This is a genomic window from Phocaeicola sp. RTP21359st1_B8_RTP21360_211022 (assembly GCF_040911965.1).
Lineage (GTDB): Bacteria > Bacteroidota > Bacteroidia > Bacteroidales > Bacteroidaceae > Phocaeicola > Phocaeicola vulgatus.
On sequence record NZ_JBDFXP010000022.1, the window covers coordinates 46,410 to 62,715 of the forward strand.

Annotated in this window: 10 protein-coding genes; 8 read left to right on the forward strand and 2 right to left on the reverse strand. The window is 43.7% G+C overall.

Annotation, left to right across the window (positions count from 1 at the left end):
- Positions 1-7 precede the first annotated feature (7 nt).
- The 4 genes from AB5062_RS12685 to AB5062_RS12700 all read left to right on the forward strand — a co-directional run bounded on the left by AB5062_RS12685 (position 8) and on the right by AB5062_RS12700 (position 9,546).
- Positions 8-2,956, forward strand: a complete 2,949-nt coding sequence (locus AB5062_RS12685) for a TonB-dependent receptor (protein WP_005850901.1) — start codon at positions 8-10, stop codon at positions 2,954-2,956.
- A gap of 21 nt (positions 2,957-2,977) precedes the next feature.
- Positions 2,978-4,612, forward strand: coding sequence for a RagB/SusD family nutrient uptake outer membrane protein (locus tag AB5062_RS12690; RefSeq protein ID WP_005850903.1), 1,635 nt, complete (start codon positions 2,978-2,980; stop codon positions 4,610-4,612).
- Between the two features lie 69 nt (positions 4,613-4,681).
- Positions 4,682-7,141 carry a glycoside hydrolase family 31 protein gene (locus AB5062_RS12695; RefSeq protein WP_005850905.1) on the forward strand — a complete coding sequence of 820 codons (2,460 nt, stop codon included), beginning with the start codon at positions 4,682-4,684 and terminating at the stop codon, positions 7,139-7,141.
- 53 nt (positions 7,142-7,194) lie between these two features.
- Complete coding sequence (locus AB5062_RS12700) at positions 7,195-9,546, forward strand: glycoside hydrolase family 127 protein (protein WP_032953020.1); 2,352 nt, start codon at positions 7,195-7,197, stop codon at positions 9,544-9,546.
- A 52-nt stretch (positions 9,547-9,598) separates the two neighbouring features.
- On the opposite strand, the gene AB5062_RS12705 is transcribed toward AB5062_RS12700, so the two are convergent.
- Both AB5062_RS12705 and AB5062_RS12710 read right to left on the reverse strand, forming a co-directional pair.
- Positions 9,599-9,940 (reverse strand): type II toxin-antitoxin system RelE/ParE family toxin, encoded by a 342-nt coding sequence (locus AB5062_RS12705; protein ID WP_005840761.1) that lies wholly within the window; start codon positions 9,938-9,940, stop codon positions 9,599-9,601.
- On the reverse strand, positions 9,930-10,205 hold the full coding sequence (locus AB5062_RS12710) for a hypothetical protein (protein ID WP_005850911.1): 276 nt from the start codon (positions 10,203-10,205) through the stop codon (positions 9,930-9,932). Before AB5062_RS12710 ends, AB5062_RS12705 begins: the two co-directional genes overlap by 11 nt.
- A 171-nt stretch (positions 10,206-10,376) precedes the next feature.
- On the opposite strand from AB5062_RS12710, the gene AB5062_RS12715 reads away from it, so the two are divergent.
- The 4 genes from AB5062_RS12715 to AB5062_RS12730 all read left to right on the forward strand — a co-directional run bounded on the left by AB5062_RS12715 (position 10,377) and on the right by AB5062_RS12730 (position 16,234).
- A complete protein-coding gene (locus tag AB5062_RS12715) occupies positions 10,377-11,579 on the forward strand; it encodes an exonuclease SbcCD subunit D C-terminal domain-containing protein (protein WP_005840765.1) in 1,203 nt (400 codons plus the stop codon).
- Positions 11,576-14,659, forward strand: coding sequence for an AAA family ATPase (locus AB5062_RS12720; RefSeq protein WP_032953019.1), 3,084 nt, complete (start codon positions 11,576-11,578; stop codon positions 14,657-14,659). Before AB5062_RS12715 ends, AB5062_RS12720 begins: the two co-directional genes overlap by 4 nt.
- A 414-nt stretch (positions 14,660-15,073) precedes the next feature.
- Positions 15,074-15,526, forward strand: a complete 453-nt coding sequence (locus AB5062_RS12725; protein ID WP_005850918.1) for a hypothetical protein — start codon at positions 15,074-15,076, stop codon at positions 15,524-15,526.
- Between the two features lie 291 nt (positions 15,527-15,817).
- A complete protein-coding gene (locus tag AB5062_RS12730; RefSeq protein ID WP_229096956.1) occupies positions 15,818-16,234 on the forward strand; it encodes a hypothetical protein in 417 nt (138 codons plus the stop codon).
- Positions 16,235-16,306 lie beyond the last annotated feature (72 nt).

Genomic DNA, 16,306 nt, shown 5'->3' on the forward strand with positions numbered 1-16,306 from the left:
ATATAGAATGAAACATTTGTTTTTGTTGCTTACTCTGTTAAGCTTTTCATTAACGGCCTTAGCCCAGCAAAAAGTGACGGGTAAGGTGAAAGATTCTTCCGGCGAGCCTGTCATAGGAGCCAGTGTTGTTGTAAAAGGCAATAATACCATGGGAACCATTACCGATTTTGATGGAAACTTTATGTTGGATGTTCCGGCAAAGAGTGTGTTGGTTATTTCTTATATTGGCTATGTCACTCAGGAAGTCCCGACAGCAGGAAAGAATTCATTAGAGATTGTTTTAAAGGAGGATACCAAAACCTTGGATGAAGTGGTGGTGATTGGTTACGGTACACAGCGTAAAGGTGATGTGACCAGTTCTGTAGCTAGTGTGAAAGCCGACAACTTTGTAAAAGGAGCCGTGAAAGATGTGGGACAGCTGATTCAAGGAAAAGTAGCCGGTCTGGCCATTACCAATCCTAACGGTGACCCGACGGGAAGTACTCAGATACGTCTTCGTGGTACAAATACCATTGGTGGAGCTAATACAGCTCCTTTGGTATTGATTGACGGAATTCCGGGAGAACTCGGTACAGTGGCTCCCGAAGATGTGGAGAGCGTGGACGTGCTGAAGGATGGTTCTGCTGCCGCTATTTATGGTACGCGCGGTACGAATGGTGTGATTTTAATTACTACCAAACAGGCTAAAGGAGTGGATATTAACCAGGTGGAGTATAATGGCTACGTCAGTACTTCTCTTATAGCCAAAAAGTTGGATATGCTGAATGCAGATGAGTTCCGTACCCTTTATCCTGACCAGGACCATGGGGCTGATACGGATTGGATTGATGAGATTAGCCGTACACCGGTTAGCCATGTTCATAACTTGTCATTGATGGGTGGCAATTCAAAGACTAATTATATTGCCAACTTGAACTATGCCTCTCGTCAAGGGATCATGAAAAAATCGGATTTCGAAAGTTTTCAAGGACGTATTGAGGTAACCCACCGTATGTTTGATGATAAGTTGAAGTTGAAATTCGGTTTGTTTGGTAAGAAAAACCAGATGGAATCTACAACTAGTGGGGGTAGTTTCAGAGGTTGGGTATATGGCCAGGCAACTCGTAGAAACCCGACTGATCCGGTAAGAAATGAGGATGGTACATGGAATGAGAATGTGAGCAAATTCGAATACGAGAATCCGTTGGCTTTGTTGTATGAGGCTGAAGGAAATGTAAAAAAGACGCAGTTGCGTTACAATGGAAATATTGTTTATAATCCTATCAAAGATTTGACTCTTTCTGCCGTATTCTCTTATATTCGTGACAATATGAACCGTGGCTACGGTGAAACTTTGAACCATATTTCTGCTTTGCGTGATGGATTGGCTGGTTGGTCTTCGGTAGGTGCTTATACCAAGATGGAGAAGTTGATGGAACTTACTGCACAATATAACAAAGAAATCGGTGCGCATAAATTTAGTGTCTTGGGTGGTTATAGCTACAATGAAACAGACTTTGAAGAGCTTTGGATTGATAACTATGGTTTTCAGGATGATTATTTTGGCGGATGGCATAATATTGGCATTGGTTCTGCTTTGAAAGACGGTAAAGCGAATATCGGCTCAAAGAAAACTCCTACAAATTTGATCGGTTTTTTTGGGCGGGCTACCTATTCGTTCAAGAATCGTTATTTGTTGATGGGAGCTCTTCGTTATGAAGGAGCCAGCCAGTTATGGGGTACTGATAATGCATGGGGGCTTTTCCCATCTATATCTGTAGGATGGAGAATTACCGAAGAAGCATTTATGAAGAATCAGAAGATATTTGATGATTTGAAACTTCGTGTGGGATATGGTGTGACGGGTTCACAGCCTAAAGATCCTTTCCTGGGGGTGGCTATGTTGAAATACGGCTCGTATGCTTTTGTAAATGGGAATTGGGTACAGACCATTGTTCCGGCATCCAATCCGAATCCTGATTTGAAATGGGAGGAAAAGAAAGAAACCAATATTGGTTTGGACTTCGTTTCATGGGGTGGCCGTTTGTCCGGTTCTATTGATTATTATAACCGTGATGTGGATGGCTTGATATACGAATATGGAGTACCGACTCCTCCGAACTTGTATAATAAGACGATGGCCAATGGGGGTACAATGAGAAACCGTGGTGTGGAAGTGTTGGTAACTGTGGTTCCTGTTCAGAATAAAGATTTTGAATGGAGCACTACCGGAACATTCTCTTTGAACTCTAATAAGCTAATCAGTTTGTCTGGCAGCATCTTTAAGTCGGATTATGACTATTTTAATACGGGTACAGTGGAATACTCCGGTCAGGTAGCCGATTCTCACAGAGTACAGGTAGGTGAAAGCATCGGTAATTTTTATGGCTTTAAAGTAGTAGATGTGGACAGTGAAGGTCGTTGGATCTACGAAGACAGGAATGGTGAGTTGGTGAACTATAAAGATTTTACTCATGCTCCCGAAGATAAGCATGTTATTGGTAACGGTCTTCCTAAATGGTATGCGGGATGGAACAATACTCTTCGTTATAAAAACTTCGACTTGAATGTGACGATGCGTGGCGCGTTTGGTTTCCAGATAATCAATGGTGGACGTATGAATTATGAGAATGTAAAAAACAGCCGTTTTGAAAATCGTTTGAAGTCTGTGAATGACTTGGTATTTGGCAAGCATACGTTGAGTCCGGAAGTGGAACCGGAATTCAATAGCTATTATGTAGAAGATGGTGACTACTGGAAGATTGACAATATCACTTTGGGATATAGCTTCGGTCAGGTAGGTAAATATATAAAGTCACTCCGTATTTATGGTTCGGTATTGAATGCTTTGACTATAACCGGATATAAAGGTATTGATCCGGAAGTATCAACAGATGGTTTGACTCCGGGGTATGATACACGTGACAGATATCCGAGTGTGCGCTCATTTACTTTCGGCGTTAATGTGAAATTTTAATGAACTAAAAAGGAATTGAAGATGAAAACAAATATAAAATTATGGACAATGGGACTGATGACAGCCGCATTGTTGGGAAATACAGCTTGTACTGATTTACTGCATGAGAGCTATGGACAGGTAGTGTCTGAGGATTACGTACCGAAAACGGAGGAAGATGTCAGTTATCTGGTAAATGCCGCTTATATACCTTGGCGTGAAACGTTGCTGCAATGGAACGGAGTGGTTCGTGCACAGGAATTGTGTGCGGATCAAGATGTTCTTCCTGCCCGTGATGGTATTGGATGGGTAGACGGTTATATCTATAAAAGATGGCATCAGCATACTTGGACTACCGAGGATGACGGTGTGCTTCAAGGATGGGAACGTACGTACAATGGTGTGAATACCTGTAACCGTATTTTATCTCAGATAGAAGAAGGTGTGATCAGTGTGGATGGAGAAACGAAAGAAAAGTTGATTGCCGAATTGAAAGTACTGAGGGCTTCATATTATTATATTTTGATTGATTTGTATGGTAATGTGCCCATTGTGACAGATTTTAAAGATACTTCTTTGCCGCAACAGTCTACTCGTAAAGAGGTCTTTGACTTTATTGTGAAAGAAATAACGGAGAATATGGATTTGTTGTCCGAAACGCCGAGAGGTTATTATTATGGACGTTTCAATAAGTGGGCGGCTCATACATTGCTGGCCAAAATGTATTTGAATGCTGAAGTTTGGTCGGGTACTGCTCAATGGCAGAAATGTATTGACGAGTGTGATATCGTGATTAATTATGCCGAGAAGTCCGGAGAATATGCATTGGAGAATAATCAGAAGGATGTTTTTGTAACGCATAATGAGAATTCTAAAGAAATTATCTTTGCATTGCCGTTTGATGAAATTTATGTGACAGGATGGAATGATTTTGATTTTCATATGTACACTTTAGCACCTGAGAATCAAGATACTTACCAATTGACTGCACGTCCTTGGGGAGGCGTGTGCGCAGTGCCTCAGTTTATTAATTCTTTTGATGAGGATGATGCACGTTTAGAGGATAACTATATTCAAGGTCAGCAATATACCTATTCCGGTGAAATCTTGAAGCGTAGTATTGATGGAAAACCATTGATTTATACGGTAGATGTCCCCTCTATTGATCAGTCGGATGTGGATGATGGGTTCCGTTGGGGTAAATTTGAATATGCCACCGGTATAACCAACCGTTTGAGCAATGACTGGCCGTTGTTACGATATGCGGATGTATTGATGATGAAAGCGGAGTCATTGATGCGTTTGGGCAAATCGGGAGCAGGTGCTTTGGTGACTCAGGTACGTGAACGCGCCTTCAAGAATGAACCTGAAAAAGCGCAAGTTACAGACGCGGAACTGATGGGAGGAAGTGTATATGATTATGGTCGGAGAGATAGTTATAAGACAGAACATGATGGAGGAACGGATATTAAATATGGTCGTTTCCTTGATGAGCTTGGTTGGGAGTTTTGTCAGGAAGGACGCCGCCGTCAGGACATGATTCGTTTTGGCATCTTCACTACAAAAGCTTGGTTCTCTCATGATAAGAGTGATGAAACCAAAAATCTGTATCCTATTCCAAATAAAGTATTGTTGACCAATAGTAATCTGAAACAGAATCCGGGATATTCTAAATAGTATTTATTGGATGTTTTTTTAAGGATGAAAAGGTTGTTTTTTCTTTTCTACATTAAATTAGAAAGAATTATGAGTAAAAAGATTTCAATAATTTTGTTGCTCCTCTGTCTGGGATTATTTTCCCAGGCACAGAGCTATCAGAAAATATCGCAAGGAGTTAAGACTACTGTACAAGGTATGGATGTTGAAGTGGCATTTTATTCTCCATCCATTGTCCGGGTTTATAAGACACCGGAGGGAAGTTCGTATGACAAGAAGAGCCTTGTAGTAATGAAAGAGCCTGAGGAGACCTTTGTGGAGTTTGCAATGAATAAAGAGTATATTCGTTTAAAGTCGGATGTATTACAAGTAGAGGTAAATTCATCTACAGGTGGAATCAATTTCTATGATGCAACCGGAAGGGTGTTGTTAAAAGACAAGGATTATGGAACACAGTTCACCCCGTTTGATGATGCGGGTACTTTTTCTTACAATGTCCGGCAGGCTTTTTTATTAGATAAGGATGAAGTGATTTATGGATTGGGGCAACAACAGACTGGAAAAGTGAATCAGCGCAATCAAAAACTTTTTCTTCGTAACAAGAATATGAGTATCTGTATTCCTTTTATTCATTCAGTGAAAGGTTACGGACTTTATTGGGACAATTATTCCCCAACTATGTTTACGGATAATCCGCAAGAAATGTCATTCGATTCTGAAGTGGGCGATTGTGCCGACTATTATTTCATTTATGGTAGCAATGCGGACGGCGTGATAGCCGGAGTCCGTGATTTGACCGGGCAGGCTCCTCTTTATCCGCTGTGGACACTTGGATTCTGGCAGTGCCGCGAGCGTTATAAGAGTCCGGATGAACTGTGCGAAGTGGTTGATGAATACCGTGATCGGAAAGTTCCTTTGGATGGAATCATTCAGGATTGGCAGTATTGGGGATGTGATTCTAACTGGAACTCCATGAAGTTCCAGAATCCTCGCTATATTAATAAGATGGGCGACAAAGAATACATGAAATATCTTCCGAATGGTGAGAATCCGGATGCACGTTATGGTACTCCAAGAATAAAAAGCCCTCAAGAAATGATTGACTATATACACAAGCGGAATGCGCATATCATGATTTCTGTATGGGCCTCTTTTGGTCCGTGGACAGAGATGTATCATAAGATGGACAGTCTGAATGCTTTGCTTCATTTTGAGACTTGGCCGCCTAAAGCCGGAGTGAAACCTTACGATCCGTTCAATCCTGTAGCAAGAAGTATTTATTGGAATGAAATGAAAAAGAATATCTTTGATCTAGGTATGGACGGCTGGTGGTTGGATTCTACCGAACCCGATCATCTGGAGATTCAAGATAAAGATTTTGATACAAAAACTTATTTAGGTTCTTTCCGAAGAGTTCACAATGCTTTTCCTTTGATGTCCAATAAAGGTGTTTATGAGCACCAGCGTGCTACCACTTCCGACAAGCGGGTATTCTTACTTACCCGTTCTTCATTCTTGGGACAGCAGCGTTATGCTTCACATTCATGGAGTGGAGATGTCGTTTCTACTTGGGAAGTGATGCGCAAGCAACTGGCAGCTGGCCTGAATTATTCTTTGTGTGGTATTCCTTACTGGAACACTGACTTGGGAGGATTTTTTGCTTGGAAATATAATAATGATGTTAATAATATTGCTTATCATGAGTTACACGTCCGTTGGTATCAGTGGGGAGCTTTCCAACCTATCATGCGTTCTCATAATTCCAGTCCTGTTGCTGTAGAGATCTATCAGTTCGGCGATAAAGGTGATTGGGCTTATGATGCATTGGAGAAATATACCCATTTGCGTTATCGCTTATTACCTTATTTATATAGTACTACTTGGGAAGTAACAAATAAGGCAGGCAGCATTATTCGTCCTTTGGTGATGGATTTTCCGAAAGACAAGAAAGTACTTGATATGGATACGGAGTATATGTTCGGACGTAGTTTTTTAGTACGTCCGGTAACTGATTCTCTCTATACATGGCAGGATAAAAAACAGAATGGTTATCAGAAAAATATGCGGAAAATAGAGAAAACGGATGTATATTTGCCTGAGGGAAGTAACTGGTTTGATTTCTGGACTGGGGCAAAGTTGGCTGGTGGCCAAACCATACAGCGTGAAGTACCTATTGATATCATGCCTGTTTATATCCGTGCCGGTTCTATAATTCCTTGGGGACCTGCGGTGCAGTATGCCACAGAAAAAAGTTGGGATGACCTGGAGATTCGTGTTTATCCGGGTGCTAATGCAACTTTTATTCTTTATGAGGATGAGAACGATAATTACAATTATGAAAAGGGAGTTTATTCTACTATCACTTTCCGTTGGGATGATAGTAACCGTACTTTGCACATCAGCGACCGTGAAGGAAGATATCCCGGAATGTTGGAAAAGAGGAAGTTCAAAGTAGTTCTCGTAAATCATAGATCAGGAGAAGGCGATAAACCATTGAAGGGAGGAAAGATGGTGAATTATACCGGTACAGCAATTGAGGTGAAACTTTAGAATGTTCATATTGAATATCCAGCAGAATAAATAAAGAAACGATAAAATACATTATGAATTTACTTAAAACCATTTTATCCACTTCCGTTTTTGCTATAGCTTCTGTAGCTTTACATGCTCAGCTACCCGCAAAAGTAGAAAGTTTTCCAGTCAGGGATGTGCGGCTCACCGCCAGCCCTTTCAAACACGCAGAGGATATGGATATCCGTTATCTGCTGGGAATAGACCCCGACCGTCTGTTAGCTCCTTATTTGAAGGAAGCTGGTCTTTCCCCTAAAGCCGAAAATTATACCAATTGGGAAAATACAGGGCTGGACGGTCATATTGGCGGACATTATTTATCGGCCCTTTCCTATATGTATGCCGCTACGGGAAATAAGGAGATCAAGGCGCGTCTGGATTATATGATAAGTAAACTGAAACGCTGCCAGGATGCCGCCGGTGACGGTTATCTGTGTGGAGTTCCAAACGGGCGCAAAATGTGGAAAGAAATAGAGGAAGGAAACATTCGCGCGTCCGGTTTCGGATTGAACGACCGCTGGGTTCCTCTTTACAATATTCATAAAATATATGCCGGCCTTCGTGATGCAACTCTTCAGACCGATAGCCGGGAGGCAAAGGAAATGTTGGTGAAACTCACGGACTGGATGATTCGTCTGGTATCCAAGTTGAGCGATGAACAGATACAGGATATGCTGCGCAGCGAACATGGAGGGTTGAACGAAACATTTGCCGATGTGGCCGCTATCACCGGCGACAAACGCTACTTGAAACTGGCTCACCAATTTTCTCATCACACCGTGTTGCAGCCTTTGTTGAGACAGGAGGATAAACTGACTGGTATGCACGCCAATACCCAAATACCGAAAGTGATAGGTTTCAAACGTATTGCCGATTTGGAAGGCAACCGGGACTGGAGCGAAGCTGCCCGCTATTTCTGGGAAACGGTGGTAAATCATTGCAGCATCACTATTGGAGGTAACAGTGTGCGTGAGCATTTTCATCCGGCTGATGACTTCAGCAGTATGCTCACCAGCGAGCAGGGGCCTGAGACTTGTAACACCTACAATATGCTCCGCCTTACAAAAATGCTGTATGAAACGAGTGCGGACGTTCATTTTATGGATTATTACGAACGGGCGCTTTATAACCATATCCTTTCCACGCAAGATCCTGTGCAAGGCGGATTTGTTTATTTTACCCCGATGCGTGCCGGTCATTACAGGGTCTATTCGCAGCCTCAGACCAGTTTCTGGTGTTGTGTGGGATCGGGGATGGAAAATCATGCCCGTTATGGTGAAATGATTTATGGACACAAGGATAATAATCTGTATGTCAATCTTTTCATTCCGTCTACCTTGCGCTGGGGAGATACCCAAATTGAGCAACAGACGGCTTTTCCCGATGAGGAGGGGAGTACTCTTGTTATTTCTCCGGAAAAGGGAAAGAAAGAATTTACCCTTCTTTTCCGTATTCCCGAATGGACGAAGCCGGAAGCATTACGCTTGTCTGTTAATGGTAAACGGCAGAACGTAACGGTCAAAGAGGGATATGTTAGCCTGAACCGTACTTGGTCAAAAGGTGACAAAGTAAGGCTGGAACTGCCGATGCATTTGCGTGCCATTGCACTGCCGGATGGTTCTGCCAACTATTCCATCTTATACGGACCGATTGTGCTGGCCGCCCGGTTGGGCAAGCAAAATCAGGATGGCATGTTTGCCGATGACAGTCGTGGCGGACACATTGCTGCCGGACCGCGCCTGCCTTTACAAACGATGCCTGTCATTGTGGGGGATAAGAACAATCTTCTTTCTCATCTGAAAAAAGTGGAAGGTAAGCCGTTGACATTTACATTGTCCGGAGTTTATCCCGAACGCTATGAGGGTATGACTGTGGAACCGTTTTTCCGTTTATATGAGTGCCGGTATATGGTCTATTGGCCTGTGCTGTCCGTACAGGAGTTGCAGGCAAGGCAGGAACAGTTGGCAAAAGAGGAAAAGGAGCGTGCCGCATTGGATGGTATGACCGCCGATAAAGTGATTTGTGGGGAACAACAACCGGAAAGCGACCATTTCATCCGGATGGAGAATTCCCGTACGGGGGATGATGAAGGGATTCACTGGCGTGAGGCGGCCGGTTGGTTCAGTTATCGTATGAAGACGAACGGAAAGCAGGTCAATAAAGTGCGTATCCGGTTCCGTTCCGAGATTCGTAAGGATGCAAAAGTATGGATAAACGGGCAGGAAGTAGGACGATTGGCTGGTAAACCGGCTTCGGATGTATCGGTTGGGATATTTGATGTACCTGCATCTATGCAATCCAATGAGCAACTGGAGATAAAGATCGGTAAAGGAAATGAGAAAGTGACTCCGCATATTTATGAGGTGCGGCTGGTGACTGAATGATGATAGATATACAAACCGGCCATGCCTCAGTTGGCATGACCGGTTCGTCTTTTCAGATAATTCCGTTGTCTTTCAAGACCGCTTGTAACTCTTTATCAGTGATATTCTCACGCTCTGATTTATCATAAATGAAATGTAAGCCAATCTCTTTTTCTTCTTTGGATAGAGTGGCGATGAGAGTGATCACTCTTGCTCCACCTCTTTTCCCTTTTCCTTTTGATGCTATACTCATGCGTACTTTGTGTAGGCCATTGCCTAAATCAGTACCCATGTCAGGGTTCTGCATGAGTTCTGCGGCTAAAATTGTCAAGTCTTGCTTCAATGATTTATATCGCTTGGAAAGTTTCTTAACTTCTTTTTCGAAGTGGCGATATACTTTGATTTTATAGTTCATTGAGCAATTCTTCTATGGGACGGCCTTTCAGCTTTCCTTCACGCATCAGTTTGATGTCTTTGCAAGCCTCGGACAGCCCGTCCATTATTTCACTTTTGGTCATGTAGGGTTCTTCATCCTCTGCCACCATGGTAGAAACAGATTCCATTTCCTTTTTAGCATGAACAAGAGTCTTCCTTACAGACTCCAACACCTTTACATTCTTGATGTCCAAGATTTCCCGAATCAGTTCGTTTTGTATTGATTCCAATGTGATTGTACTCATGACGTTCTCCTTTCTTCTTATTATTTATCTCGTATGGCAAAGATAGCGAAAAGGTGGCATGTCTGCTTGTTTTCTGCATGAAAAATAGTTTTCATTTAGAGGTTGTACCTAAAAGAAATACCTTTTTTCATTTAGTTTTCCTATTTTTGCAGGAAACAAACCGAACAGCTAATGAAAATTCTCCATACAGCAGACTGGCATCTGGGCCAGACTTTTTATGAATACGACCGGCGGGAAGAGCATCTCCATTTTCTAGAATGGCTGAAACAGCAGATAAGACAGCATGAAATAGATGTATTGTTGATAGCAGGTGATGTATTCGACAGCCCGAACCCTTCGGCGGAATCACAACGAATGTATTATCGTTTTCTAAGAGAAGTTACGTCCGAAAACCCTTCTTTGCAAATTATCATCATTGCCGGAAATCATGACTCGGCAGCCCGTTTGGAGGCTCCCAATCCCCTGTTGGAGGATATGAATGTCACCGTTCGCGGTGTCGTGCGCCGCAATGCGGAAGGTGATATAGACTTGCAACACCTGATTGTCCCCCTTTACACAGAAGGGGAAGTGACCGCCTATTGCCTTGCCGTCCCCTATCTGCGTCAGGGGGATTATCCTTCGGCTGAAAATTACTCAAAAGGAGTCCAACTGCTTTATGAGCAGCTTTTCAATGAAGTGAAGGAGAAAGGACTTCCCGTTATCGCCATGGGACATCTGCAAGCCACCGGCTCGGAAATCTCGGAGGACGACCGTTCGGAACGTACCGTTATCGGAGGCTTGGAATGTGTATCCCCCGATGCTTTTGATGAGGCTATCGCCTATACTGCATTGGGGCATCTGCATCGCTCCCAGCGTGTGTCCCATCGGGAGAATGTGCGTTATTCCGGAACTCCTATGCCCATGTCTTTTGCTGAGAGGAACAATGCTTCGGGAGTGGTCATGATAACGATAAGTGCTGAGGGTACCGGCATAGAGAGATTGGCATTTGAACCGCTAGCCGGCGTGATGAGTATTCCTCGTCAGGCCCGTCCGCTGGAAGAAGTGCTGCAAGCCATCGGCGATTTGCCCGATGGGGATGTCACGTTGCGGTCGCCCTATCTGGAAATAAAGATTTTGATGACCGAGCCGGAACCTTCTTATAAGTATAAGATAGAGGAAGCGTTGAAAGGAAAAGCAGTCCGCCTGGCACGCATCGCCGCTATGCTTCCACAAAAAAAGGCAAGCGGCATTGTCGCCACTTCCTACGAGGAGTTGCAAACCATCCGTCCGCTGGATATGGCACTGGATGTCTTTAAACGGAAATATGGAGGGACGGAGATGCCCGATACCATGAAACAATTGCTGGAAAGTGTAATCAAGGAGGCAGGAGTATGAAAATAGTAGCGATAAGAGGAAAGAATCTGGCTTCATTGGAAGGTGAATTTATGATAGACTTTACCGTCGAACCTTTGTGCTCGGCAGGTATATTCGCCATTACAGGCAGTACCGGAGCCGGAAAATCAACCTTGCTGGATGCTTTGTGTCTGGCTTTGTTTGACTGTACGCCACGTATGAACAAGGCGAAAGAGAATAACGTCTCTGTCATGGATGTTGCCGACAGAGGAATTGCACAGAACGATAGCCGTTCCATCCTTCGCCGGGGTACTGCCGAGGGGTATTCGGAAGTGGATTTCGTCGCTTTGACAGGAGAGGTGTTCCGTTCACGTTGGACGGTGCGACGTTCGCGTGGGAAGGTTAGCGGTTCCTTGCAAAAAGTGGAAATGACGTTGACCAACCTTACCTCCGGAGTGGAACAGCAAGGGACGAAGACCGAATTATTATCCCGCATCAGTGAACTGATCGGACTCTCTTTCGAACAGTTCAACCGCTCTGTGTTGCTGGCTCAAGGAGATTTTGCTACCTTCCTGAAGGCTCGTCAGCCTGATAAAGCCGAAATCTTGGAAAAACTGACCGGAACGGAAATTTACTCGCGTATCTCTGCTTCCATCTATGAACGCACCAAGCGGGCGGAAAGCGAATATAAATTATTGCAGGAGCGTATCAAAGGCATTGAGTTGCTGACAGATGAGCAATTACAGCAACTTTCGGCTGAAAAGGAAGAATTACAAGTCCGCTTGTCCGTTTCGAAGAAGAAAGAGGAGGCGTTGTCCGGCAAGTTGAAATGGCTGGAAGAAGAAGGACGCTTGAATACAGGATGCATACAGGCGGAAGAATCACTTTCCGGCATCAGAAAAGAAATAGAAGCCGCCCGTCCACGTTATGAACTGTTGGCCCGTATAGAGCAGGCTCAGGATATCCGCGATGTGTATATGGAACAGCGTAACGCCCGGAAGCAGATAGATGCCGGTCGTTCCCGGTTAGGCGAAATAGAGGTTGCCATCCGGCAGAATGCGGCTTTACAGACTTCCGCGAACGTGCAGTGGGAAGCCGCTCAGAAAGAACTGGCGGAATTTAAGACCTATTTGTCGCAGCAAGAACCGCAATTGGATAAAGCCAGAGCATTGGATGTGCAGTTGGTGGAAAATAGAAAGCAATTAGCGGAAAGTCAGAAAGAAGCGGCTTTGGCATTGCAGGCTAAAGATAATCTGCATCAATCCGTTTGTAAGACAGAGAAGGATATAAGTTTGTTGATGGAGAAGCAAACCGCCTTGCAAACCTGGTTTGAACGATATACCGCTTATTCCCAATTGATTCCTGCCGTTGAACTGATTACCAGCTTGCTTACCAATCTGGAAATGGCAAGGGCGCAAAGCGTATCGAACCGTCAACTGCTGGATAAAGTAAAGAAAGCGAGTGAAGCGGAGGAACAGCGGTTGAAATCGGTACAACAGGAAGCCGAGCGTCTGAACCGACTGTTGCCGGCAGAGGTGCTGTTGCTTCGTGAGCAGTTGGAGGAAGGAAAGCCATGTCCGGTTTGCGGGAGTTTCCATCATCCGATGAGGGAACAGACCAATGTCCAATCCTTGCAGGAAGAGGAACTGAACCGTGCGAAAGAACAGGTTGCTAAAGAAACGGAACAACTGAAAAACACGCTGAATGCCCGCCAACTGGAGATGGCCCGTCTTTCCGCATTGATTGAAAATTATGTGGCGCAAGTGGATGATACGCTGAAAAAAGTAGAAACATACGTATCCATTATTCCCAATTGGAAAGATTTGTTGGAGCAGGGCACATTGAAACATTATGTCCGGCAATTCGGCAGGCAATGGAATGCCCGTTTGCAAGAGCAGACCGAAATAAAAGAGGCTCTTACCTCAAAATCAGCCCAAAGAGATAGTTTGAAAAAAGAAGAAGCCAATGCCATTGGTTTGTACGAAGAAAAGAAACAAAAAGAAGAAAGACAGCAGGCAGAATTGAACGAACGTGCTCGTCTGCGGTCTTCCCTGCTGAATGGTGAATCCACCGAAACAGTGGTTGCAACCCATGCAAGACGGCAAAAGGAACTGGAACAACAACTGGAAAAAGCCATGAACTTGCATCATTCTTTAACTGTGCAGGCGGAATCTTACAAAGGGCAGACCGCACAGATGGAAAAGGAATTAGTCCGTCTGACTGCTGTCTTGCAACAAGACGAATTGAAAATAAACGAGTGGCTCACGCTTCAAAAGGAAACGTATGCCGAGTTGGAACAATTGCTTTCCAAAGACAAAAGCTGGATACTGGCTGAGAAACAAGCGTTGGGCACACTGAAAGAGAAGGAAACCACTCTTCAGGCGATCCTTGCGGAGCGAAGGCAGAAAAGGGAGGAGCATCAGCAAGCTCCTCTGAAACCGGATACCACGGAAAACAAGGAGTCGCTGATTGAAACATTGACTGCCTGCACTGCTGCTAAAGAAATGGAAACCGGACGTTTGGCCCAAATAGAGGTGACGATACAGAACCATATAAAAGGTAAGGAACGCATAGCCGGCATCGAGAAAGAGTTGGAGGAAAAAAACTCTATCTACGAGAATTGGGCGAAACTGAACGAACTGTTCGGTTCCCAGACTGGCGCCAAGTTTAAGGAAATAGCCCAAGGTTATACGCTTGATGTCCTTTTGCTTTATGCCAACAGGCATTTGCAAGACCTTGCCCCCCGTTACGAACTGCAACGCATCCCTGATACGCTGGCCTTGCAGATTGTGGATCTTGATATGATGGGTGAGGTGCGTAGTGTCCATTCCCTTTCGGGCGGGGAATCTTTCTTGGTATCTCTCGCCTTGGCATTGGGCTTGTCTTCCTTGTCCTCCAACCGGATGAATGTGGAATCGTTGTTTATTGACGAAGGTTTCGGGTCGCTGGATATGGACACTCTGCGCATTGCGATGGATGCTTTGGAGCGGTTGCAGATGCAAGGGCGTAAGATAGGGGTGATTTCCCATGTGGCGGAGATGATGGAACGTATCCCTGCGCAGGTGCAGGTGGTGAAGACCGGAAGCGGAAGGAGCAAGGTGCAGGTGATGGGATCAATATAAGGATTGGACTCCATTACAGATGATGAGTTATAAAGGCAAGTTACAAGGATAGCATGTGGCAGGTGATATTCTATGTGGAAAGATCTGTCATATTTCGTGTATGTGAAAGTGCTTTGTATGGTTTGTTAAAAAAATGTTTTCCAACAAAAAAAGTTCTTGACATTGTTGCTTTTTTGGTAAAATACATGTATGTTTGGAATGTTCATCAAAATGGACAAGGAATTATAAACAAAAGCGTTTAGCTGGTTCTGTATAAGTGAAAAGTCGAAATTTCCGATACAAGGCTGATTCGGTTAAATTGAAAAATATGTTGCAATGAATAAGAACGGTATCGGTATAAATGCCGGACTATCAGATGAAAGCTGCAACTTACCGTTTTTACAGGCATTCAATAAAATAAAAAAGTGACGGACTATGAAAAAAACATTAATTGGATTATTGGGCTCGACAGTTATATGCGTACTGTTTCTTGCAGGTTGTATTGATGAACATTACGGGGAGGATAGCAATACCATTGTTACCAATCTGACCGGTTATGCATGGGAGAGAACATTTCAGATACGTACTGAGGATGGCAGGGATGCGGAAGTCTGTGAACATTATGAGTTCGGGCTGAATGGTAAGGCTTCCTGTAAATCACGGACGACGTGTGATGGCGAGGAAGTGGAAGAGCATGTACATTATTTCCGATATGATTTTATCACTCCCAATAACAGATATCTTCTTCTGGATTACTGCTACTGGCAGATTGACAGGATCAGTTCTTCAGTATTGAGCATATATGAAACCTTTGAGAATCCTGTGGTTGTGATGGGGCAGACCAGGGAATATAAGAGTTTCTCGGCTGTCCCGTTGGGGGATGACTGATGCGCTATGTCTGATGTGTTTTTAGGAACAGAGGCGTTACAGGCATAAGTGAGGGAAAAATATGATTTTTGTCTCCATATTGAATACTGTTTTTACTTATTGCTTATGAGAATCGGACCGGTGTTTTTGATGGGATTTTGTATTAATGTTATAACTGTACGATTACACCGGAAATTCCATATCAAAGACAAGGACGTTTTTTTAAAAGATCAAGAGCTTTTTAAAAAAGAACAGGAGCTTTTTCAAAAACAACAGGATGTTTTTGATGCTTTTCTACTCGTATTGCATAACATGGCAAAATACCTTGTTTTTCTTTCAGAAGTTTCAGCTTCTCCGCAAACGTCCTGTTCATCGGCTTTTCGGCTGAAGGATATACACGATAAAATCCTTCAGCCGAAAAAGATCTTTCAGCGTGACAGGGTAAGCGATGTCGTATTGGTTGGTTTTCTATCGGTATTCGGATTTACCTTTATACATTTATTGACTACGGCTGAAAGAAAGAACTACGCGGTTGAAGGATCTCGGTGCATCAATCTGTCAGCCGGAATGCCGATGAACAGGACGTTTGCGGAGAGGCTGAAACTTCTGAAGGATTTTTGGGGGCATTCTTCAAGAGAGGGGTGCTTCTCTTCAAAAGATGGATACGCATATCAAAAAGAAGGTGGAAAGACTTTGAAAACTTGTCACAAGATGTCACAATTCTTGTAGCAAGTTTTTCGGAATCTTGTAGCAGGATTGCAGATTCTTGGTATAGGAATATCTTGTTTGATTTTATAGCTG

Bases quoted from the DNA above. Each gene is read 5' to 3' on its own strand.
- AB5062_RS12695 (WP_005850905.1), top strand. From the start codon at position 4,682: ATGAGTAAAAAGATTTCAATAATTTTGTTGCTCCTCTGTCTGGGATTA.
- AB5062_RS12720 (WP_032953019.1), top strand. From the start codon at position 11,576: ATGAAAATAGTAGCGATAAGAGGAAAGAATCTGGCTTCATTGGAAGGT.
- AB5062_RS12715 (WP_005840765.1), top strand. From the start codon at position 10,377: ATGAAAATTCTCCATACAGCAGACTGGCATCTGGGCCAGACTTTTTAT.
- AB5062_RS12705 (WP_005840761.1), bottom strand. From the start codon at position 9,940: ATGAACTATAAAATCAAAGTATATCGCCACTTCGAAAAAGAAGTTAAG.
- AB5062_RS12690 (WP_005850903.1), top strand. From the start codon at position 2,978: ATGAAAACAAATATAAAATTATGGACAATGGGACTGATGACAGCCGCA.
- AB5062_RS12700 (WP_032953020.1), top strand. From the start codon at position 7,195: ATGAATTTACTTAAAACCATTTTATCCACTTCCGTTTTTGCTATAGCT.
- AB5062_RS12710 (WP_005850911.1), bottom strand. From the start codon at position 10,205: ATGAGTACAATCACATTGGAATCAATACAAAACGAACTGATTCGGGAA.
- AB5062_RS12730 (WP_229096956.1), top strand. From the start codon at position 15,818: ATGGCAAAATACCTTGTTTTTCTTTCAGAAGTTTCAGCTTCTCCGCAA.
- AB5062_RS12725 (WP_005850918.1), top strand. From the start codon at position 15,074: ATGAAAAAAACATTAATTGGATTATTGGGCTCGACAGTTATATGCGTA.
- AB5062_RS12685 (WP_005850901.1), top strand. From the start codon at position 8: ATGAAACATTTGTTTTTGTTGCTTACTCTGTTAAGCTTTTCATTAACG.